Annotated in this window: 17 protein-coding genes, 1 tRNA gene and 1 pseudogene; 12 read left to right on the top strand and 7 right to left on the bottom strand. The window is 59.4% G+C overall.

The window, feature by feature from the left end:
• Positions 1 to 179: 179 nt before the first annotated feature.
• The gene (locus ACS5RD_RS11200; RefSeq protein ID WP_054007702.1) at positions 180 to 377 is read right to left on the bottom strand and encodes a Flp family type IVb pilin; all 198 of its coding nucleotides are present in this window, start codon (positions 375 to 377) and stop codon (positions 180 to 182) included.
• Between the two features lie 532 nt (positions 378 to 909).
• Complete coding sequence (locus ACS5RD_RS11205) at positions 910 to 1,107, bottom strand: Flp family type IVb pilin (RefSeq protein ID WP_054007702.1); 198 nt, start codon at positions 1,105 to 1,107, stop codon at positions 910 to 912.
• 363 nt (positions 1,108 to 1,470) lie between these two features.
• On the opposite strand from ACS5RD_RS11205, the gene ACS5RD_RS11210 reads away from it, so the two are divergent.
• Positions 1,471 to 2,340, top strand: a complete 870-nt coding sequence (locus ACS5RD_RS11210) for a lytic transglycosylase domain-containing protein (RefSeq protein ID WP_489931250.1) — start codon at positions 1,471 to 1,473, stop codon at positions 2,338 to 2,340.
• A gap of 107 nt (positions 2,341 to 2,447) precedes the next feature.
• On the opposite strand, the gene ACS5RD_RS11215 is transcribed toward ACS5RD_RS11210, so the two are convergent.
• From ACS5RD_RS11215 to ACS5RD_RS11225, 3 genes are read right to left on the bottom strand one after another with little or no spacing between them, the layout of a single operon-like run.
• Entirely contained in the window at positions 2,448 to 2,732 is a 285-nt protein-coding gene (locus ACS5RD_RS11215; protein ID WP_489931251.1) for a GNAT family N-acetyltransferase, read from the bottom strand.
• Complete coding sequence (locus ACS5RD_RS11220; RefSeq protein ID WP_322323971.1) at positions 2,725 to 3,351, bottom strand: 3-oxoacid CoA-transferase subunit B; 627 nt, start codon at positions 3,349 to 3,351, stop codon at positions 2,725 to 2,727. The genes ACS5RD_RS11215 and ACS5RD_RS11220 overlap by 8 nt, the downstream gene beginning before the upstream one ends.
• A gap of 1 nt (position 3,352) precedes the next feature.
• Positions 3,353 to 4,054, bottom strand: a complete 702-nt coding sequence (locus tag ACS5RD_RS11225) for a CoA transferase subunit A (protein ID WP_489931252.1) — start codon at positions 4,052 to 4,054, stop codon at positions 3,353 to 3,355.
• 156 nt (positions 4,055 to 4,210) lie between these two features.
• Between ACS5RD_RS11225 and ACS5RD_RS11230 the strand changes: the two genes are divergently transcribed.
• The 5 genes from ACS5RD_RS11230 (at position 4,211) to ACS5RD_RS11250 (ending at position 8,628) form a co-directional block, all read left to right on the top strand.
• A tRNA-Leu gene (locus tag ACS5RD_RS11230) sits at positions 4,211 to 4,296 on the top strand.
• 502 nt (positions 4,297 to 4,798) lie between these two features.
• The gene (locus tag ACS5RD_RS11235) at positions 4,799 to 5,665 is read left to right on the top strand and encodes an FAD binding domain-containing protein (RefSeq protein WP_489931253.1); all 867 of its coding nucleotides are present in this window, start codon (positions 4,799 to 4,801) and stop codon (positions 5,663 to 5,665) included.
• The gene (locus tag ACS5RD_RS11240) at positions 5,662 to 6,141 is read left to right on the top strand and encodes a (2Fe-2S)-binding protein (protein WP_489931254.1); all 480 of its coding nucleotides are present in this window, start codon (positions 5,662 to 5,664) and stop codon (positions 6,139 to 6,141) included. The genes ACS5RD_RS11235 and ACS5RD_RS11240 overlap by 4 nt, the downstream gene beginning before the upstream one ends.
• A complete protein-coding gene (locus tag ACS5RD_RS11245; RefSeq protein WP_489931255.1) occupies positions 6,141 to 8,393 on the top strand; it encodes a xanthine dehydrogenase family protein molybdopterin-binding subunit in 2,253 nt (750 codons plus the stop codon). Before ACS5RD_RS11240 ends, ACS5RD_RS11245 begins: the two co-directional genes overlap by 1 nt.
• Positions 8,386 to 8,628, top strand: coding sequence for a MoaD/ThiS family protein (locus ACS5RD_RS11250; protein ID WP_489931256.1), 243 nt, complete (start codon positions 8,386 to 8,388; stop codon positions 8,626 to 8,628). The genes ACS5RD_RS11245 and ACS5RD_RS11250 overlap by 8 nt, the downstream gene beginning before the upstream one ends.
• Before the next feature lie 136 nt (positions 8,629 to 8,764).
• Here the strand turns inward: ACS5RD_RS11250 and ACS5RD_RS11255 are convergent.
• A pseudogene (locus ACS5RD_RS11255) lies at positions 8,765 to 9,736 on the bottom strand (IS5 family transposase).
• A gap of 380 nt (positions 9,737 to 10,116) precedes the next feature.
• On the opposite strand from ACS5RD_RS11255, the gene ACS5RD_RS11260 reads away from it, so the two are divergent.
• The 6 genes from ACS5RD_RS11260 to ACS5RD_RS11285 all read left to right on the top strand — a co-directional run bounded on the left by ACS5RD_RS11260 (position 10,117) and on the right by ACS5RD_RS11285 (position 18,836).
• Positions 10,117 to 11,307 (top strand): transporter substrate-binding domain-containing protein, encoded by a 1,191-nt coding sequence (locus ACS5RD_RS11260; protein ID WP_489931257.1) that lies wholly within the window; start codon positions 10,117 to 10,119, stop codon positions 11,305 to 11,307.
• A gap of 128 nt (positions 11,308 to 11,435) precedes the next feature.
• The gene (locus tag ACS5RD_RS11265) at positions 11,436 to 12,020 is read left to right on the top strand and encodes an ANTAR domain-containing response regulator (protein WP_162232894.1); all 585 of its coding nucleotides are present in this window, start codon (positions 11,436 to 11,438) and stop codon (positions 12,018 to 12,020) included.
• Positions 12,021 to 12,396: 376 nt separating this feature from the next.
• Positions 12,397 to 12,600, top strand: a complete 204-nt coding sequence (locus ACS5RD_RS11270; RefSeq protein ID WP_489931258.1) for a hypothetical protein — start codon at positions 12,397 to 12,399, stop codon at positions 12,598 to 12,600.
• A gap of 105 nt (positions 12,601 to 12,705) precedes the next feature.
• Positions 12,706 to 14,778 (top strand): hydantoinase/oxoprolinase family protein, encoded by a 2,073-nt coding sequence (locus ACS5RD_RS11275; RefSeq protein WP_489931259.1) that lies wholly within the window; start codon positions 12,706 to 12,708, stop codon positions 14,776 to 14,778.
• 35 nt (positions 14,779 to 14,813) lie between these two features.
• Positions 14,814 to 16,901 carry a hydantoinase B/oxoprolinase family protein gene (locus ACS5RD_RS11280; RefSeq protein ID WP_235815682.1) on the top strand — a complete coding sequence of 696 codons (2,088 nt, stop codon included), beginning with the start codon at positions 14,814 to 14,816 and terminating at the stop codon, positions 16,899 to 16,901.
• 300 nt (positions 16,902 to 17,201) lie between these two features.
• Positions 17,202 to 18,836, top strand: a complete 1,635-nt coding sequence (locus tag ACS5RD_RS11285) for a purine-cytosine permease family protein (protein ID WP_489931260.1) — start codon at positions 17,202 to 17,204, stop codon at positions 18,834 to 18,836.
• 387 nt (positions 18,837 to 19,223) lie between these two features.
• Here ACS5RD_RS11285 and ACS5RD_RS11290 read toward each other — a convergent pair whose 3' ends face one another.
• A complete protein-coding gene (locus ACS5RD_RS11290; protein ID WP_489931261.1) occupies positions 19,224 to 19,685 on the bottom strand; it encodes an Lrp/AsnC family transcriptional regulator in 462 nt (153 codons plus the stop codon).
• Positions 19,686 to 19,744 lie beyond the last annotated feature (59 nt).

The following is a 19,744-nucleotide window of genomic DNA, read 5'->3' on the forward strand; positions in this document are numbered from 1 at the left end:
CCGGCTACTCAGAACACCCACAATCATCGCTATAGCGCGGGATTGTGGCCGGAATCGGGATGGGCCCGTGGCGGCAATGTGGTCTAGTGCCAGATTTTGACCCGGATTTCGCACATGGAAAAGGCCGCATCCCGTCCCGGATGCGGCCCTCACCTCTGTCAGGTGATCGAGAAAACCGATTACTGGTTTTGGTAGCCCGAAGAGCGGCCTTCCAAATCGGTCACGATCGCGTTGCCCAGACCTTCGATGCCACCACCAACGGTTTTCATCACGACCATGCCGAGGCCAACGATGGCAGCGGTCAGCACGACCCAGTCAACGGTCACAGCGCCGGATTCGTCAGCGCGGAAGGATTTGAACAGCTTGCGGAGTTTCAAAGTCATCATTTTGGATTTCCTTATCTAGGAGTTGCTCAGGTCTCACCGCTTTGGATCGTCACGTTCTGGCCTCTGTTCCAGTTCGTTCACCGCTTCGGCTTGGATTGATAAAGCCGTGTGATCGTGGCGCGATTGCGGCGGGGTTAGGGTCTTTTTGGGGTGATTGCAGCGTTCACCATCTTGTCTTGGGGTTCTGTCGAAGCGCGGCGTTTCTGTTTTGGAAACAAAGCTCTGGCCAAATTATCGGAAAGCCGCCGCTTGGCAGATGCGAGTGGTCGCCTCAGGATCAGAAGCGGCCTTGTTTGGATGCGATCAGTTTGATCGTATTCAGCGACCTTTGATCTTGGCGACGTTCCGAGGCCGCGACTGCGCTTTGTTTGGCACGGCTTGACTTCGCTGAGCTGGGCAAGGCTATGATCGAAAAATACTGCAGTCGTGATCGAAGGTTCAGCGCATTTGTTTCGCAAATGGAAAAGGCCGCATCCCGTCCCGGATGCGGCCCTCACCTCTATCAGGTGATCGAAAAATCCGATTACTGGTTTTGGTAGCCCGAAGAGCGGCCTTCCAAATCGGTCACAATCGCGTTGCCCAGACCTTCGATGCCACCACCAACGGTTTTCATCACGACCATGCCGAGGCCAACGATGGCAGCGGTCAGCACGACCCAGTCAACGGTCACAGCACCGGATTCGTCAGCGCGGAAGGATTTGAACAGCTTGCGGAGTTTCAGCGTCATCATAATGTGGTCCCTTTCTGGGGATGCTCAGGTTTCTAACCGTTCCGGCTCTGTCAGCTGCGACCTCTGTTTCGCCGCTTGCCGTTCGGTATGACCCTATATGGCGCTGTGAACGTGGCGGCAGTTTGGTCAGGGTAGGGCGTTTTTGAAGCGCTGCGATATAGCCGAAAAAATCATTCAACACGCTGAAATGTAAAGATATATATTTTAACCTCTGCTTAACCCCATGCCGCGTAACCGTTGCTTTCGCGCCGATTTGGGCAAAATTGCCATGATTGGCGCAGGCAAACGTGGAAATTGGTGGGTGATTCTGCGACAGTTCAGGCAATGAAAACAAGGCAGGCGGCATCCAACGTGATGCGACGGGCACAAGGCGCAGTTCTGGCAGGGTTGATTCTTCTGCTGCCGATCCCGGCAGCGGCGGAAATCATTATGAATTCCGCCAGCGGTGAGGGCTTCAAGCGCATCAAGGTCAGCGACAACCTGCCCGGCAAGCGCATCACCGTGCAGATTGATCCCGCCGAACAGGCCCGGCTGCTGGCGGCCTTGCCTGAGGTAGAGGCGCGGGTGCCCGAGGTGCCCGCCGACCCCGAAGCGGCACCGACCCCCGCCCTGCCGACCCCGGCCACGGCGCAATATGGCTGGTTCTGGGATGCGGTGCCGGTGCAGCGCGATCAGGTCTCGGGGCGGTTCCCCTTGGCGCTGGCGACTTTAAGCCAAGGGCCGGGCGGGGCGCGGGTGGCAGCGCCCCGGATGCAGCATATGCAAGAGATCGCTTCAAACTATGGCACCGAGATTTTGAAGGCGACGATCGGCACCGATGTCTCGCCCGCTTTGGTGCTGGCGGTGATCGGGATTGAGAGTGCCGGCAAACCCAATGCGATCAGCTCGGCGGGGGCACAGGGGTTGATGCAGTTGATCCCGGCGACGGCGGCGCGGTTTGGGGTCAGCGATTCCACCGATCCGGTGCAGAATATCAAGGGTGGGGTGGCGTACTTAGACTGGCTGATGAAGCGGTTCGATCATGATCCTTTGATGGTGATCGCGGCCTATAACGCCGGGGAGGGCGCGATTGATGCCAATTCTGGCGTGCCGCCGTATGCCGAGACCCGCGATTATGTGCCCAAGGTTTTGGCGGCATGGCAGGTGGCGCAGGGGTTGTGTCTGAGCCCGCCGGAATTGGTCACCGATCCTTGCGTGTTCAAGGTGATTTCGGCGACGAATTGAAAGGGTCCCGACTGGGGACCTTTTCAGAAGTTTTTATAATCAATGATTTACGGGTAGGCGGTAAGGGGATCTTAACGATTTCGCCAGAATCCCCTGACCTTGTTGACCTAAGCCGCGAACACATCCGCCCATTCGGGATGCTTTTTTCGCGTTGCGTTCACAAAAGGGCAGAGCGGCATGATCTTAAAGCCCTCCGCCCGCGCATCGGCAACAAACTGCGTCAGCATCGCCACGCCCGCGCCAGTGCCGCGAAAGCTGTCCGGCACGGCGGTGTGGTCGGCGATCACCAGCGTCGGCGTGGTGACCGAATAGGTCATCTCGGCCTCCTCGCCGTTCTGACAGATGACGTAGCGGCCTTTATGCGCGCCCTTTTCGCGGAGAACCTCAGTCAACGATGGTGCCTTCCGTGGCTGCGCGCAGTTCGGCCTCGGTGACGCCCTCGGCAACTTCGACGATCTTCAGGCCGCCGGGGACCACATCCAACACGCCAAGGTTTGAGATGATGCGGTTGACCACGGCTTTGCCGGTCAAGGGCAGGGTGCAGGCCTTCAGCACCTTGGATTCGCCATGTTTGCTGGTGTGATCCATCACCACCACCACACGACCGACGCCTGCGACCAGATCCATCGCCCCGCCCATGCCTTTGACCAGCTTGCCGGGGATCATCCAATTCGCCAGATCGCCATTCTCGGCGACTTCCATCGCGCCCAAGATCGCCATGGCGATTTTGCCGCCGCGGATCATTGCGAAAGACTGGGCAGAGTCGAAATAGGCGGTCTGCGGCAATTCGGTGATAGTTTGCTTGCCGGCATTGATCAGATCGGGGTCTTCTTCGCCTTCATAGGGGAAGGGACCCATGCCCAACATGCCATTTTCCGACTGTAAGGTGACGTTAACACCTTCGGGAATATAGTTGGCCACCAGAGTGGGGATGCCGATGCCAAGATTGACATACCAGCCGTCTTGCAACTCGCGCCCGGCGCGTTCGGCCATTTGGTTACGATCCCACATCTTAAGCTTCCTTCTTGCGAGTCGTGCGATTCTCAATACGTTTTTCGTGCTGGCCCTGCACAATGCGGTGCACATAGATGCCCGGCAGGTGGATGCTGTCAGGGTCCAGCGCGCCCAGTGGCACGATTTCTTCGACCTCGACCACGCAGATCTTGCCCGATGTCGCCGCTGGTGGGTTGAAGTTGCGCGCGGTTTTGCGGAACACGAGGTTGCCCGAGGGATCAGCTTTCCACGCCTTGACGATGGCGAGATCAGCAATGATGCCGGTTTCCAAGATGTAGGTCTTGCCGTTGAAATCGTGGTGTTCCTTGCCATCGGCGATCACTGTGCCAACGCCTGTAGCAGTGTAGAAACCGGGAATGCCCGCGCCACCTGCGCGCAGACGCTCGGCCAAAGTGCCTTGCGGGTTGAATTCCAACTCCAACTCGCCCGACAGGTATTGCCGCATGAATTCAGCGTTTTCGCCAACATAGGACGAGATCATTTTCTTGACCTGCCGGGTTTCCAAAAGCTGGCCAAGCCCGAAGCCATCGACGCCCGCATTGTTCGACGCGATGGTCAGATTTTTGGTGCCCGCATCGCGGATCGCCGCGATCAGCAGTTCTGGGATACCGCAGAGGCCGAAACCGCCGCTCGCGATCAACATGCCGTCAAACAACAGCCCGTCCAGCGCCGCCGCCGCGTTGGGGTAGATTTTCTTCATAGGGGACCCTCGCAAACTCTCGCAGCTATAAAAGCGGGGATTTCGGTGAAGTCAATCGCCGCAGCGCAGCAGTTTGTTGCAAGCAATATGATTTCGAGTGCTTTACCCCGCCGCGCAGATGGCTATGGTGCGGCAGATTGCCAAACCCGCATGACTGCCCGCGTGGTGAAATGGTAGACACAGGAGACTTAAAATCTCTAGGCCGAACGGCCGTGCCGGTTCAACTCCGGCCGCGGGCACCAATATTAACAACAGGTTATGATTTTCATGCGATGTGTTGGATTTGAACGCGCGACCAGATCGTGACCCCCGCTGCGCGTTTCGAATACTTGTAGACTCGCAGGCGCGTGAAGAGTTAGCGAACAGTTTGTTGGCTTTTGGCCACGGGTCGCGGCAGAACGTGGTGGCGTTAGCTGCGACGGACAGCCGGACGGTTGACGCAGGTTCGCCCCTGCGAGTTGTGCCAACGGCCTTGAGTGGGGAAACGGTGACGCCGCGCCCGCGATCCCGAGCCTACAGAGCGAAAATCGACGGGGTTGTTTGAAAGCATTCGATGACGGACAGGCAGCGAGAATGAACCGAACCTGATCCGCCACCTAAAAAAAGCGACGTTGCGGTTGAACATAGGGGTTCGGACTGTTGCCGATGCGGCCGACTTCCCGCAGGATAGCCATCATACTCGGGCAGTGCTCAGCGGTGCTTTGACTCTGACTGGACGATGACCATCACCTTAGGGGGGGCAGGATGCGATTTCACACGCCAAAGACTTTTGAACAGGCGGCAACGATTGCGGCGGGAGCGTCGGGGCTGACACGGTTTCTTGCGGGCGGAACGGATGTTCTGGTGCAGTTGCGCGCAGCGATTGTGACGCCGGATGATCTGATTGATCTCAAACATATTCCCGGCGTTAAGGACATCAGCCGCACCAATGATGGCGGCTGGCGGATTGGCATTGCGGTGTCGGGGGCGGAACTCGGGCGGCACGCTGGGGTTTGCGCTGATTGGCCGGGTGTTGTTGAAGGCATGCAGCTGGTTGGGTCGACGCAAGTGCAGGGCCGCGCCACGCTGGTGGGCAATCTGTGCAACGGCTCGCCCGCCGCCGACAGCGTGCCGGGGATGATGGCTGCAGGCGCTATGGTGTCGGTGATCGGGCCGCAGGGCAGCCGCGCGGTGGCGGTCGAGGATATTCCCGCGGGCCCCAGCCGCACCACCTTGCTGCCGGGTGAGGTGATCACTGCGATCATCTTGCCGCCGCGTGGGGCGCATGGCGGCGACGCCTATCTGCGGTTCATCCCGCGCACTGAGATGGACATTGCTGTGGTGGGCGTGGCGGTGAACCTGCGGCGTGATGGCGCGCGGATCACCGAGGCGCGGATTGCGCTGGGGGCGGTGGGGCCGAAGGTCATGCTGGCACCCGCCGCAGCGCAGGCGATCATTGGCACCACGCTGGACGCAGCGGCTTTAGCTGCGTTGTCCGCAGCCGCGATTGCCGCCAGCACGCCGATTTCCGACAAACGCGGCACCGCCACGTTCCGCAAAGATATCGTGGGTGTCTTGGTGCAGCGCGCCGCCCGCATCGCCTACGCCCGCGCAGAAGGAGCCTCAGCATGAGCAAAATCCACGTCTCCACCACGGTGAACGGCGATGCGGTCGAGTTTCTGGCCGATCCGCGCGACACGCTGCTGGATTGCCTGCGCGATCAGTTGGGCCTGACCGGCACGAAAGAGGGTTGCGGGACGGGCGATTGCGGCGCCTGTTCGGTGCAACTGGACGGGGTTTTGGTGTGTTCCTGCCTTGTGCTGGGGGCGGAAGCCGAAGGTAAAACGGTGGCCACGGTCGAGGGTCTGTCCAATGGCCCCGACCTGCATCCGCTGCAACGCAAATTCATCGAACATGCGGCGCTGCAATGCGGGTTCTGCACGCCGGGGATTCTGGTCGCGGCGAATGCTCTGCTGGCGCAGAACCCCGATCCGACTGAGGTCGAAGTGCGCTACTGGTTGGCGGGCAATCTCTGCCGCTGCACCGGCTATGACAAAATCATCCGCGCTGTGATGGATGCAGGCGCTGAAATGCGGGGGGCGAACTGATGCCGAAGGATGATCTGAAAACCGCCTACCGTTTGGTTGGCACGCGCCCGAACCGCCCCGATGGGCTGGATAAGGTGACAGGCCGCGCGCGTTATGGCGCGGATATTTCTGCGCCGGGGATGCTGCACGCCGCCGTGGTGCGCTCGCCCCATGCCCATGCGCGGATCATCCGCATTGATGCCTCAAAGGCGCTGGCGCTGGAGGGTGTGAAGGCGGTGATCACCCGCGCCGATTTTCCGACTGGTCTGACCGGCGAAGATTGGAACCTGCAAGAGAACACCCTTGCGGGCGATGTGGCGCTTTATGACGGCCATGCGGTCGCCGCGGTCGCGGCGACCTCGAAACTGCTGGCGCAGGATGCGGCCCGCTTGGTTGAGGTCGAATATGAAGTGCTGCCGCATGTCATCGACGTCGATGCGGCGATGCAGCCCGATGCGCCTATCATCCGGGCGGGCACCGCTGACCATTCGGTGCCAGAAGGCATGCACCCGAATGTGGTGAAATACATCGAGTTCGGCCATGGCGATATGGACGCTGGCTTTGCCGCCGCCGATCTGGTGCGCGCGCAAAGCTACAAGACCGAAGCCACCCATCAGGGCTATATCGAGCCGCACGCTTGCCTTGGCCAGATGGGCGAGGATGGCAAAGGCGAGATGTGGGTTTGCACCCAAGGCCAGTGGTATATCCGCCGGATGTGCTCGGCTGTGCTGGGCACCGAGGCGTCGCAACTGCGCGTGACACCTTCGGAAATCGGCGGCGGGTTTGGTGGCAAGACCACGATCTTCATGGAGCCACTGGCGCTGGCTTTGTCGCGCAAGGCCGGCGGCCGCCCGGTCAAGCTGGTGATGAGCCGCGCCGAAGTGCTGCGCGCGACTGGTCCCACGGCCTCGGCCTCGATGGATGTGAAGATGGGGATGAAGGCCGATGGCACGATCACTGCCGCTTCGGTGAATTTCCGCATGCAGGGCGGTGCCTTCATCGGATCATCGCCTGTCGGTGAGGCTTTGTCTTGCGCCTTGGCCTGCTACACCGTTCCGGCGGTGTTTCACCAAGGCTATGAGGTTCTGGCCAACCGCCCCAAGGCAGCCGCTTACCGCGCGCCCGGATCGCCGATGGCGGCGTTTGCGGTGGAAAGCCTGCTCGACGAGATGTGCGTTGAATTGGGGCTTGATGCGCTGGCCGTGCGTTTGAAAAACGCCGCGCGCGAAGGGGCGAAGGCCAGCTATGGACCAACTTACAATCGCATCGGACTGGTTGAGTCGCTTGAGGCGGCGATGGCCCATGCCAACCTGAAGGTGCCGCTTGGCCCCAATCAGGGGCGCGGCTCGGCGGCGGGGTTCTGGTTCAACCATGGCGGCGAGACCTCGGTTTCGCTGGCGATTGGCGAGGATGGCACGGTGACGGTCTCGGTCGGCACGCCGGATGTGGGCGGCAGTCGGGCCTCGTTGGGGATGATGACGGCAGAGACGCTGGGCATCGCCTACGAGTCCGTGCGGGTGAATATCGTCGAAACCGGGGCTTTGGGCGTGAATGAACCCACGCATGGCAGCCGCGCGACCTTTGCCAGCGGTTTGGCGGCGGTTGAGGCTGCCAAGCAAGCCATTGCCCAGATGTGCGCTCGTGCCGCCGCCGAATGGGGGATTGATGCCGAGGCGGTGGAATGGCTCGATGGTGCAGCGGTGCCTGCTGGCCCGAATGCCGGAAAGTTCCCACCGATGTCTATTGCCGAAATCGGGGCCAAGATGGGCAGCACCGGGGGGCCGATCTCGGGTCACCACGAAGTCACGGCGGGCGGGGTGGGGGCCAGCTTTGGCGCACATGTGGTGGATGTCGAGGTTGATCCCGAAACCGGGCGCACCACGGTTTTGCGCTATCTGGTGGTGCAGGATGCGGGCCGCGCGATCCATCCGGCCTATGTCGAAGGCCAGTATCAGGGTGGTGCGGTGCAGGGCATCGGCTGGGCGTTGAACGAGGAGTATGTTTACGGCGCGGATGGGCGGCTGCAAAATACGGTGTTTCTGGACTACCGCATTCCCGTCGCCTCTGACTTGCCAATGATCGACACGGTGATTGTCGAGGTGCCAAACCCCGGCCACCCCTACGGCGTGCGCGGCGTTGGCGAAACCGGGATCACCCCGCCTTTGCCCGCGCTGGCCAATGCGATTGCCGCAGCCACCGGCGCTCGGTTGCGCAGTTTGCCGATGTCGCCGCCCAAGGTTTTGGCCGCCATCAAGGCCAAAGCGCATGGTTGAGATCAACCTCTGGTCCGGTCTGCGCAGGTTTGCGGGGGATCAGGTGGTGATTTCTGTCAAGGGTGACACTGTCCGCGAGATTTTGGATGCGCTGGTCACGGCGCATCCCGCCCTGACGCCGGTCATCAAGGCGGGGGTTTCGGTTTCTGTGAATGGTCAAATCGTCACCAACATGTCCGCCGCTATTGATCCCTTGGACGAGATCTATCTGATTCAACGCATTAAGGGCGGCTAAACAATATCTAGGGCTGTGATTAATCTGCGCCCGAAAAAGCAGCCATCTTCTGTGATGCCGTTCGCGCGGATTGCTTGGGCGAGGTTCTGTTGCACAAATCGGCTGACGGTCGGACTGCCGCTATCGCTTGACCGACCTATCCTGCGGCCTTCGTAACCGGGATGCCGAGCGCGGTGCAGCTATTGAGCACAGCAACACGAACCTGGAACTCCGCGACCTGGCGGTCGAAGTCCCGCGCCATGAGGCGCTGACCCAGCAGTTTTACACAGGGCATTTTCGTCTCTGCACGGCTCCGGCGGTGGTAGCCGCTCCATCGTCGCCAGAGTGCCCGTCCGAGATGTTTCGATGCCCGACGAGCTTCGTTGCGCGCGGCTGCCCCCGGTGCTTGGCCTTCCACGGCTTGGCGTTCTTGCGAGGTGGAATGACGGCGGCAGCACCGCGTTCGGCAATCGCATCGTGGCACTTGCGCGTGTCGTAGGCGCTCCGTCCGTTGCCCTCTCACGGTTCGCTTGCAAACCGTGAGAGGCGGCAGTGACGCTGGCAATCTCCTGATCGGGAGATATCTGGCTGAGCAATTCGGGCAGCATAGGGGCATCGCCCACATCGCTGATGGCGACTTCAACAGCCCGAACTTCCAGTGTTTCCTCGTCGATCCCAAGGTGGACCTTGCGCCAGACACGGCGCTTTGGACCACCATGCTTGCGCGCGCTCCACTCACCTTCGCCCTCGACCTTGATGCCGGTGCTGTCGATCAGCAGGTGCAGCGGGCCCTGCGCCCTCCGTGCGGGATCTTCACGGCAAGGGGCTTCTGGCGACGGCTGAGCGTGCTGAAGTCCGGCACGTCCCAATTCAGGCCGATCAGGCAAAGCAGGCTCTCGACGAAGCCGACCGTCTGTCGCAACGCCATGCCGAAAAGGACCTTCATCGTCAGGCAGGTCCGGACGGCAGCGTCGCTGTAGACGGGCTGTCGCCCACGCGTGCCGGTCGGCTTCGCAGCCCCTACCATGTCAGGATCGAACCAGACCGTCAGTGATCCCTGGCGCTTGAGCGCCTTGTTATAGGCGGGCCAGTTCAGGGTTTTGTAGGTCGGTATGTTCGGTCTGCTCATGACATCCAGCTATCACGCTGGTTTCACAAGATGAATCCCACATGGGATTTGTGCAACAGAGCCGTGGAGATCCGAGGGAAACATGGGCGATCCAAAAGCCGTGGCCGCACAGATCCGCATGAAGCTGCCCAGCCTGACGCCGCTGGAAGGCAAAGTCGCCAGCGATATTCTGGCGCAAGGATATAGATGCAGCAACACGCTTGCCGGAGCCTGCATCCCCAGTGCCAAGATCACCGGTCAGTCCTTCGCCCGCGGCCCGAACATGTTGACCCGTCCCCCAGACTCGCCTAGCGTTGCGGTAGGTTGGCCGAAGGGGCCGAATTGTTGGGATTGTGCCGTTCATGATCGTCCGCTTGGTTTCCTAGGAAGGTTTGCGCAAGATGAAAAGCGACCAACCGATTTATATAGGGGTACTCTTTTCCAAAACAGGGCGAACTTCCGTAACCGAACGGAGCATGCTGGCAGCGACTGAATTTGCCATCGGAGAAATTAACGAGGCCGGGGGCATTAATGGGCGTGAACTGGTTCCGCTTTACGGCGATCCAATGGGCGAGCCGGCAAGCTATCAGAAATTGGCTGCGAACCTTTTGACTGAAAGCAAGGTCAAAGTTATATTGGGCGGCTATACGTCGAGTCAGCGCAAGGCTGTTCTGAGCGTCCTTGACCGAGAGCCTGGGCTTCTGTGCTACCCCGCGCAATACGAGGGGTTTGAGTATTCGGAAAACATCATATACTTTGGCGCTGTTCCAAATCAAAACAGCTTGTTTTTAGGTAGTTATCTTCTTCAGAACTATCCACCTCGCCTGTATGTTGTTGGATCGGACTATGTTTGGCCCCGTGAATCTGGAAGGATCATGGGCGATCTGATCAGGTCAGGCGGTGGCGAGATATTGGGACAATACTATATTGAGGACGGCGCACCCGCAAAAGATTTTGACGTCATGATGAAGCATATCAAGAAATGCAGCCCGGATATCATTTTCAACAATTTTGTCGGCCAATCAAATCTGCAGTTCTATAATGCTTACATTGAGAACGGTCTTGACGCAGATCGGATGCTGGTCGCAAGCCTGACGACCAGTGAGGCAGACATTCAGGAAATCGGTGCCTCGGCCACCGCGGGTCATATTACCGCTGCGACGTATTTCGCATCGCAATCCAATCTGACCAACATATCCTGTCTTGATCGTTACAGGGCGGTGCGGGGCGAAGATCCACATGCGAATATGTGTTGGGATGCGGCCTACACACAGGCGCATGTGGTTGCTCAGGCGATGAGCAACAACGGCGCCGACAGCATCGGTTCGATCCGGTCGGGCATTCTAGGTGCGTCGTTTAATGCGCCTCAGGGGATGATCAAGATCGACGAATTGAACTCGCACTGCCATGTCTGGCCAAAAATCGGGATCGCTCGCAGCGACGGTCAATTCGAGATCGTCGCCCAAACCAGCCATGCCATCTCGCCGGACCCGTATCGGACGACCTATTCACTTGCCCCCGACGAGGGCGAGGCCCCGCTGGACACCGCTCTGTCTGTGCGATTGCCGGGTGCACAAGGCCTCCAAGACTGAACGTGCGTGACCATTAATGGTATTGAATGTGCGTACTTCGGGCAAGAGGATCTGAAATGCGGCCTGGACGAAACGAGCCCTTCGCCAGCGAGAAGGAACAGCCTTTTTTGATCAAGGATCTACGGTCCTTGAAGTTCTTGCTTGTCCAGCCGCAGGACAGCGAGGGGCTGGCGCTACGCTCGCATCTGGAGCGGATCGGGTGTCAGGTCCAAGAATTTTGGCCACCACCACTGTCCTATGCCGAGGATATCGACATCATTTTCGTCATGGTTGACCGGGTGATCGAAAGCAAGCTGACTTTCCATTGGCAGGCTGACGCCCAATCTGCCGTGCTGATCGCAGTCATAGATTACGAAAATCCGCTGTCGATCGACCGTCTGCTGAACATGCGCGTGAATGCGGTGATCGGCCTTCCGATCCGCCCCTTCGGAATTCTCACCAACCTGCTTACAGCAGTCAACAATCACCGCCGAGAACAGCGGCTGCGGCTGAATATTGACCGGCTGCAGGCCAAGCTTGAGTCCAGTCGCATCGTTGAACGCGCCAAACTGGCGATCATGTTGGCCGATAGCTATTCTGGGCAGGAAGCGTATCGCGTGCTTCGGCAGCTGGCGATGAAGCGGCGAACCACCGTCGATGTCGTTTCCGGCGAGATTCTGTCCGGGCTTCACTGGCGCGACGACGAAAACACCCTCATGCGGGAAGACGAGTAGGCTGCGGAAAAAGCCCGGCCCGCGCGCGACAGCACCCAACCGACCGGAGATTTCCTCCAAACACCGCCGACACTACCTGCCGTGGCGACGAGAGTTGCGCAGGATTGGACGGATTTTCACACGGGGCCGGCCAGAAAAATTCAGCAAGCTATTCGAGAAATAGGCTGCGAGTGCTGCAACCGCTGCCTGTCTTGTCCGGGCGGTCGACCTGTAAAATTGCAACAGGGCTCGGGGGTATGTCGGCCGCGGTCGGCGCATGCGCTGAGAAACGGCAGGACCGTTGCCCTATCACAGGTTCGAGGTGATTCGCCTCCACCCCTCGTCCGGCAAAATCGACGACACCAAGTTAACCTAGCGGCAAGCTGCGAGGTGGCAGTTGTCCACGCAGACGATGCGTTTCTGCATCGCAGCACGGCAGGCATGGCGCCATTTCATTGTTTTACTTGCAATATTTAAAATAAAAATCGCAGTTGCGGCATTTAAAAAATCATTTGGAGATTTGGACAGTCATCGCGTAATGTCGAAATACGCATTCAACAACGAATGCGATTTATCGCTGGATGCCGTGCGCGTCGAGTGATGCCATTCCCCCCTATCAAAATGAAATGTCGGTGCAACCGTTCGCAAAGCGTATTTCGCTCTTTGTGGTTCGCTTTGCGCAACGCAAGTGGAAAGGAATAACCCCATGAGTATGGACGGAGCAGACGTAGGCTCGACGCCAAAGCGGGCGCGCACACGGTTGGCAATTGACGTTGGCGGAACGTTTACCGATGTATTCGTTCTGGATTCGAACGGAAACCAGACCGTTGCGAAAGTTCCCAGCACGGCGAATCCGATTGATGCGATCATGAATGGCGCAGAAGCGGCTGACATTGATTGGCATGATGTCGATCTGTTCACGCATGGAACGACAGTTGCGACCAATGCGCTGATCACGCGCAATTTCAAGCCTGTGGCGATGGTGACCACCGAAGGCTTCCGCGATATTCTGGAAATCGGGCGCGGCACCCGCGAAGATCCTTGGGATGCCTATAAGGAGGGGACACCGCCCTACGTGCGGCGGCGCGACCGCTTTACCGTCCGCGAGCGCATCAATTACCGTGGCGAGGTCATTGAGGCGCTGGATGAAGAACAGGCGCGTGAAGTGGCGCGCATCCTGCACAAGCGCAAAGTGCATGCCGTGGCCGTGTGCTTCATCAACGCCTATGTCAGTGGCGTGCATGAGCAGCGGATGGCGGAAATCCTTGCTGAAGTGTTGGGGCCGGATGTCGCCATTTCCACCTCGCATGAAACCCATCCCGAAATATTTGAGGATGATCGTTTCTCGACCACCGTCGCAAATACAATCCTTGCGCCGATCATCCGTCCCTATGCACGCGATCTCGACCGCAGAACATCCGAAGCCGGATACGAGGCCGATGTACTGCTGCTACATTCCGGCGGCGGTGTGATGACGCCCGCAACGGCCGAGAAATATGCCGCACGCCTTGCCGCCTCCGGCATCGCAGCAGGCGCGATTGCCAGCAAATACTTCGCCGAATTGTGTGGTTATCAGAACTCGATTGGTCTGGATATGGGCGGGACTTCGGCGGATATTTCGCTTGCCGAAAATGGCCATCTGCGCATGACCAATAAATGGGAGGTGGATTGGGGCCATCCGATTTGTTTCCCGTCGATCGAGGTTTTGACCATCGGCGCGGGAGGTGGCTCGATCTCTTGGCTCGACAAGGCAGGCTCGCTGCGGAACGGCCCGCAATCGGCCGGATCAACGCCGGGACCGGCGTGCTACAAGGCAGGCGGGACAGAGCCGACCAATACCGATGCGAACATCATTCTGGGACGTATCGGAACCGCCCTCGCCGGCGGAAAGAAGTCTCTGAACCGAGACGCGGCGCTTGAGGCGATGGGTAAGATCGCCAAACCGCTTAATCTTGATCTGGTCGAAGCATCGCTTGCCACGCTGCGCGTCGCAAATGCCAACATGGCCGACGCGGTTCGCCTGATCTCGATTGCCCGGGGGCACGACCCACGCGACTTCGCGCTGGTGGCGTTCGGCGGAGCTGGTCCGCTCCACGGCGTCGACATTGCACGCGAACTCAACATCCCTGTCGTCATCGTTCCCCCGAATCCCGGTGTGACCTCGGCGGTTGGCTGCATGCTGGTCGATGTTCAGCACGACGTGACCCAGATGTTCTTCAAGGATGCTGCCTTGGCTGATCCGGCCGATATCGAGACCGCCTTCAGGAAGCTTGAGCTTGAGGGGCGCGACCGACTGGAACGCGATGGCGTGGCCGCAAAGGACATGACGTTCCAGCGCTTCGTCGACATGCGCTATCGTGGTCAGTGGCGCTCGCTGGCGGTCCCGGTTCCGGGGCAGGTCAAGTCGATGGATGAGGCGCTGGCCATCTTCCACAACGAATACGAGAAGGCCCATAACTTCCGCCGCGAGGATTTTCCGGTGGAAATCTACCGGCTGACGGTGCGCGCGATCGGTATCACGCCCAAGCCATCCTTCCCGAAAGTCGTGATCGACAAGAACTCCAAGGCGGTTCCCAAGGGCACCCGTGAGGCGTGGTTCCATGGCCATGCCAAGGCTATGACCACCAATCTTTATGACCGCGAAAACCTGCCGGCTGGTGTCACGATCAACGGTCCGGCGGTCATCGACCAGCTCGACTCGACCACCGTCATCCCGCCCGGAGACGTGGCCTATATCGACGAGTGGCTGAACATCCAGATCAAGCTTGGCGCAGCATGAGCGGCGCTTCACCAGAAACAAAGAGGAGGACCGGCATGACCGGCAAGACCAAAATCATCGAACTGTCCGACAAAGGCATCCAGTTTCCCCCGCCCCACTCCGAACGCATGACGGTGTTCAAGTCCGAGCTTGACCCGATCACGTTCGAGGTGTTGCGCAACGCCTTCGTCAACATCGTCGATCAGATGGCCGAGCAGTTGCTCAGAACCTGTTATTCCTTCGTGATCTATTGCCGCGACTTCTCGTCCGGCCTCAGCGATCCGCAGGGCAACCTCGTGATGCAAGGAACTGGCGACATTGCGGCGCATGTCGGCACACTTCACTACACCTGCAAGGCGGTGATCGAGGATTTCGGTGACGATGTCCATCCGGGCGATGTCTTCATCATCAACGATCCGTTCCGCGGTGGCAGCCACTTCAACGATACCCGCATCCTGCGCCCGATGTTCTACAAGGGCGAGATGATCGGATGGTCTCAGGCAAATGGCCATTGGGCTGATATGGGCGGCGCAACCCCGGGGTCGTTCAACATCACCGCGCTGGACCATATGGGCGAGGGCTTGCGGATTACCCCGATGCGGGTCTGGAGCAAAGGTGTCTGGCTTGGGGATGTGGCCCGGATGATCGCCTCGAACACCCGCAATCCTAGCGATGTCATCGGCGATATGCAGGCGCAGGCCGAGGCGACCGCTGTCGCCGAACGCGAGATCCAGCGGCTCTGCGATAAATATGGCGTCGAGACCATCAAGACCGCCTTCAGGGAGGTGCAGGACTGGGTCGAGGTTCTGATGCGCAATCGCCTCGCCGAACTGCCGGACGGCACCTGGTATGCTGAGGACTACATCGACCAGGATCCGAAGCTGGAAGAGGGCCTGATCCCGATCAAGATCAAGTTCACTATCGACGGCAATCATGCCCATTACGATCTTTCGGGATCGCATCCCCAGATCTCGACCTTTCTCAATGCGGCCTACGGCGGGTCTTTCGCGGGCATCGTTGCGGGAACCAAGTATCAATTCCCGGATCTGCCGCTGAACTCGGGTCTGTATCGGGCGGTGACGGTCAACGTCGGGGAACCCGGCACAGTGGTCAATGCCGAATGGCCGAGCCCTTGCGCCGGCTTCTGTTCGGGACCGTTCGAAAAGCTGATGAACTCGGTCTTTGGCCTCTGGGCAGAGATCTTGCCGGAAAGAACCATGGGCTGCGCCTTCAACCTAGAGTATCTGCTGGTCGGTGGGCGCGACACCCGGTTTGAGGGCCGTCCCTACTTCATGTGGTACGACTGGATGGCCGGCGGCTGGGGTGGACGCAACGGGCGCGATGGCTTCAACGCCACCGCTCCGGTCTTCGGTGCCCAGTATGGCGTCCAACCGCTTGAGGGACAGGAACGACTGGCACCGGTGCTGACCAAATGCCACGATTTCGTGCAGGACTCGGCCGGTCCCGGCGAGTCGCGTGGCGGGCTTGGTGCCGAGAAGGGCGGCTCGGTTTTCGAGGGCGAGCGCATTGTGGTGTCTTATTGCTGCGACCGCGAGCGTTCCGTCACTTGGGGCATGTGGGGTGGCCTGCCGTCGATCCCGCATGGCGTCTGGCTGAACAAGGGAACCGAGAAAGAGCGTTATCTTGGCTCGATCTTCTCGAACCTGCCGATTGAGTTGGACGATGTGTTCACCCGTCCGTCCGCCGGTGGTGGCGGGGTTGGTGATCCCCTGCTGCGCGACCCAGAACTGGTTTGCGAGGATGTCACCGAAGAATATGTCAGCGTGGAGCGTGCACGCATCGACTATGGTGTTGTCATCCGTGTGGTGGACCGCGATCTCGCGCTTTACGAGGTCGATGAGGCGGCGACCATAGCAGAGCGCAAGCGTATCGCCGACGCCCGTCTGGGCTGGCTCGACGCCGACCCCGAGATCATCGCGGCCGGCTACCGCTCAGGCGAGTTCAATGTCATGGACTGCGTCCGGCAGTATGGGGTGATCCTTGACTGGGGCAACGGCCAACTGCTTGCAAACACCACGCGGCAGTTCCGCGAGATGATGCAACGACGGGCTGTCCCCTATTGGGGCAGGACGCTTGCCGTGCTCAGCCAGGAAGCCACGGAAAGGGTGCGGGTCGCCGCCTGACGGCAGTATCTCCGAAATTTCGGGGCGGCGAGGCAACCCGCCGCCCCCTTGTCTGGTCCACTTAGCAAAATCCACTGAATTCAAACGGATGCCGGACTGCGGACACTGCCCACCGCCAGCTTTGATGCCTTTCCAAATCAGCCTTTCAATATGATGCGACAAGCTCAAAACTGTTTCAGGCGGGTCACTACCAACAGCTTTCCATGAGGCTATGCGATCAAGCGAACCGCGGCCTTCCATGTCGCCTGTATGTTCCGATTTTCGATTTTGAAGGAAGTTCAACGATAGGAGTTGGAAGTCATGATCACTGCCAGAACCATTCCGCGCCCCGAAATCATCTACCATGACGAGCCTGAAGTCCTGCGCCAGGCTGCCGCCGAGGACTTCTCCCTGCACATTGTTCCGCCCAGTTGGCGAAGCTCGCGCTTCTCACTTTCGATGGCCTGGTTTGGCCTGATGAGCGCGATGTTCTGGGTGGTCGTCGGCAGCACCGTCGCCTTAACCGTCGGCACGATTAATACGCTGATCGGCATCGCGCTTTCGTCCGTCGTCTACGGCATCCTGTGCAGTATCGCCGCGCGTTTCGCCGCACGCAGCGGCACCAGCGTCGCGCTGTTTTCCCGTGCGGTCTTCGGACAGGTCGGGGCAACCTTTGCGGCGCTGCTGTTCGGGGTGACGATCACCTATTACGCCATTGCCGAAGGATCGATCGTCGCCATCGCCCTTCAGGACTACTTCGGCGGGCCGATGAGTCTTTGGTATTTCATCGTCTGCCTCTATAGCGCGCCTCTGGTGATGCGAGGTGTGCGGACTTGGCTGGACCGGATCAACGGCATCCTGCTGCCGCTCTATGTCTTCGGCCTGCTGGCCTGTGTGATCTGGGCCATCGCCAAGCATGGCTACTCGGCGGACTGGCTGACTCAGCTTCCGGCAGCGGGCGTCGATCTTGGCGTGCCGGGTTGGTGGTTCGCGTTCACGGTCTACATGGGTGTCTGGGTCGTCGTGATGATGACTTGGGACGTCGCCCGATTTGGCCGCAGCAAGGATGCCTCTTTCAACGGCAATTTCACCTTTGGCATTCCCTTCTACGTGGTGACACTGCTGGTCAACGCTGCCGTCGGCATGTTCATCACTTATACCATCCCGATCGAGGGGCAATTGTCGGAGACTTCGGCAATCATCGGCATTGTGGCGCTGATGGGGCCGTTCGGTGTGCTGCTGGTCTGGGTCAGCCAGACCCGGATCAACACCATCAATTTCTACCTGTCTTCCACAAACATGCAGAACTTCTTTGCGCGCGCCTTCAAGATCTCATGGCCGCGCACAGTCTGGGTGGTCATCATGACCGTCGTGATTTTCCTGGTCATGCTGACAAATGTCTTCGGTTATTTGCTGCTGACGCTGCAATTCCAGGGCGTCATCATCGTGGCTTGGGTCGGCGTCGCGATGACCCATATCGCTTGGTGCTACCTGCGCGGCATCAAGGCCGAAGCGCTTGAGTTCCGGCCAGGCAGGGTTCCGCTGATCAATCCAGGCGGTTTGGGTGCCTGGGTCATCGCCTCGGCTGTTGGCTGCTTGATGATGGTCTTTGGGGGCAGCTTCGGCGGTATCTGGGCACCTCCGATCACGCTCGCCATCGCCGTGGCCATCTATGCGGCCTCGCTCATGGTTGCGCGACGTAGTTGGTTTGTCGAGGATCGCCCGCACGATCCCCGCAACGAAGTCGACGATCCTTGGTCGGCCCGCATCCGCTGCCACCATTGCAGCCAAGCGTATATCGCCCATGAAATGGATCGCGATCCGTCCTCACATCATGAGCCGATCTGCCTTGCCTGTGCATCTGACCGCAGCGAATTCTTGGTTGCCGCCCGTGCAGAGGCCCGCGCCTACAGCGGAACCGTCAAACTCGATGATCTTGCGGCGCAATCGCAGTAAAGCGCCCCCCCGAGCTTTGGGCCGCACGTTTGTTCGTGCGGTCCATTTTTATAATATGATCAGAGACTTGCGGGCCACGCAGAACGGAGAGCCGGGTTGCCTGAGCGCATAGCCTGCCTCGCCTCAGTCCGAGAGTGCTGCTTGAAAGCTTTGGACAAAGCAGCAATCACCCGGTTTGCAGTTGCAGGAGTTTCTGACAGGCCAGAGTGAAGGCGGGCAATAAGTGCATCACCACTGACAGAGTTTTGCAATTAAAATTAGGAAGTTAGAAGCTTGACGAAACAACGAGAACCTCGGTGAAACACACGAAGGGAAGACTTAAAATCTCTAGATCGAACGGTCGTGCCGGTTCAACTCCGGTTGCGGGCACCATTGCAGGAAAAGTGTTCAGAACAGTTCCTTGACCGCTTCCATCGCCACATAGGTCGAAGTGGACGCAACATGCGGCAGCGCCGAGATGCGTTCGGCCAGCACGCGGCGGTAATCTTGGATATCAGTGGTGCGGACTTTCAACAGATAATCGAAGCGGCTGGCGATCATATGGGCTTGCTCAACTTCTGGCACCGCCAGCACCGCCTTGTTGAATGCTTGCAAAGCGGCTTCTCGCGTATCGGAAAGCCGCACTTCGACAAAGGCCACATGGGCCTGGCCCATGCGGATCGGGTCGAGATTGGCGCGGTAGCCGGTGATCACGCCGCCGTCTTCCAGCCGTTTCATCCGGGCTTGGGTGGGCGATTTTGACAAGCCGATGCGGCGGCCAAGTTCGGTGGCGCTGATCCGGCCATCCACGCTGAGTTCGCGCAGGATGGCGTGGTCGAAACGGTCAAGCTCGGCCCGGTCGATTGGCATGGCGCGGTGATCCTTTTACGGCGTTTCGGCTGATAATAACTCTATAATGAGGGAAACAG

Source organism: Cypionkella sp. PAMC25878 (genome assembly GCF_058135695.1).

Coding starts and splice junctions, on each gene's coding strand:
- ACS5RD_RS11280 (WP_235815682.1), top strand. CDS start 14,814: ATGACCGGCAAGACCAAAATCATCGAACTGTCCGACAAAGGCATCCAG.
- ACS5RD_RS11235 (WP_489931253.1), top strand. CDS start 4,799: ATGCGATTTCACACGCCAAAGACTTTTGAACAGGCGGCAACGATTGCG.
- ACS5RD_RS11245 (WP_489931255.1), top strand. CDS start 6,141: ATGCCGAAGGATGATCTGAAAACCGCCTACCGTTTGGTTGGCACGCGC.
- ACS5RD_RS11225 (WP_489931252.1), bottom strand. CDS start 4,054: ATGAAGAAAATCTACCCCAACGCGGCGGCGGCGCTGGACGGGCTGTTG.
- ACS5RD_RS11250 (WP_489931256.1), top strand. CDS start 8,386: ATGGTTGAGATCAACCTCTGGTCCGGTCTGCGCAGGTTTGCGGGGGAT.
- ACS5RD_RS11290 (WP_489931261.1), bottom strand. CDS start 19,685: ATGCCAATCGACCGGGCCGAGCTTGACCGTTTCGACCACGCCATCCTG.
- ACS5RD_RS11210 (WP_489931250.1), top strand. CDS start 1,471: ATGCGACGGGCACAAGGCGCAGTTCTGGCAGGGTTGATTCTTCTGCTG.
- ACS5RD_RS11260 (WP_489931257.1), top strand. CDS start 10,117: ATGAAAAGCGACCAACCGATTTATATAGGGGTACTCTTTTCCAAAACA.
- ACS5RD_RS11285 (WP_489931260.1), top strand. CDS start 17,202: ATGATCACTGCCAGAACCATTCCGCGCCCCGAAATCATCTACCATGAC.
- ACS5RD_RS11240 (WP_489931254.1), top strand. CDS start 5,662: ATGAGCAAAATCCACGTCTCCACCACGGTGAACGGCGATGCGGTCGAG.
- ACS5RD_RS11220 (WP_322323971.1), bottom strand. CDS start 3,351: ATGTGGGATCGTAACCAAATGGCCGAACGCGCCGGGCGCGAGTTGCAA.
- ACS5RD_RS11275 (WP_489931259.1), top strand. CDS start 12,706: ATGAGTATGGACGGAGCAGACGTAGGCTCGACGCCAAAGCGGGCGCGC.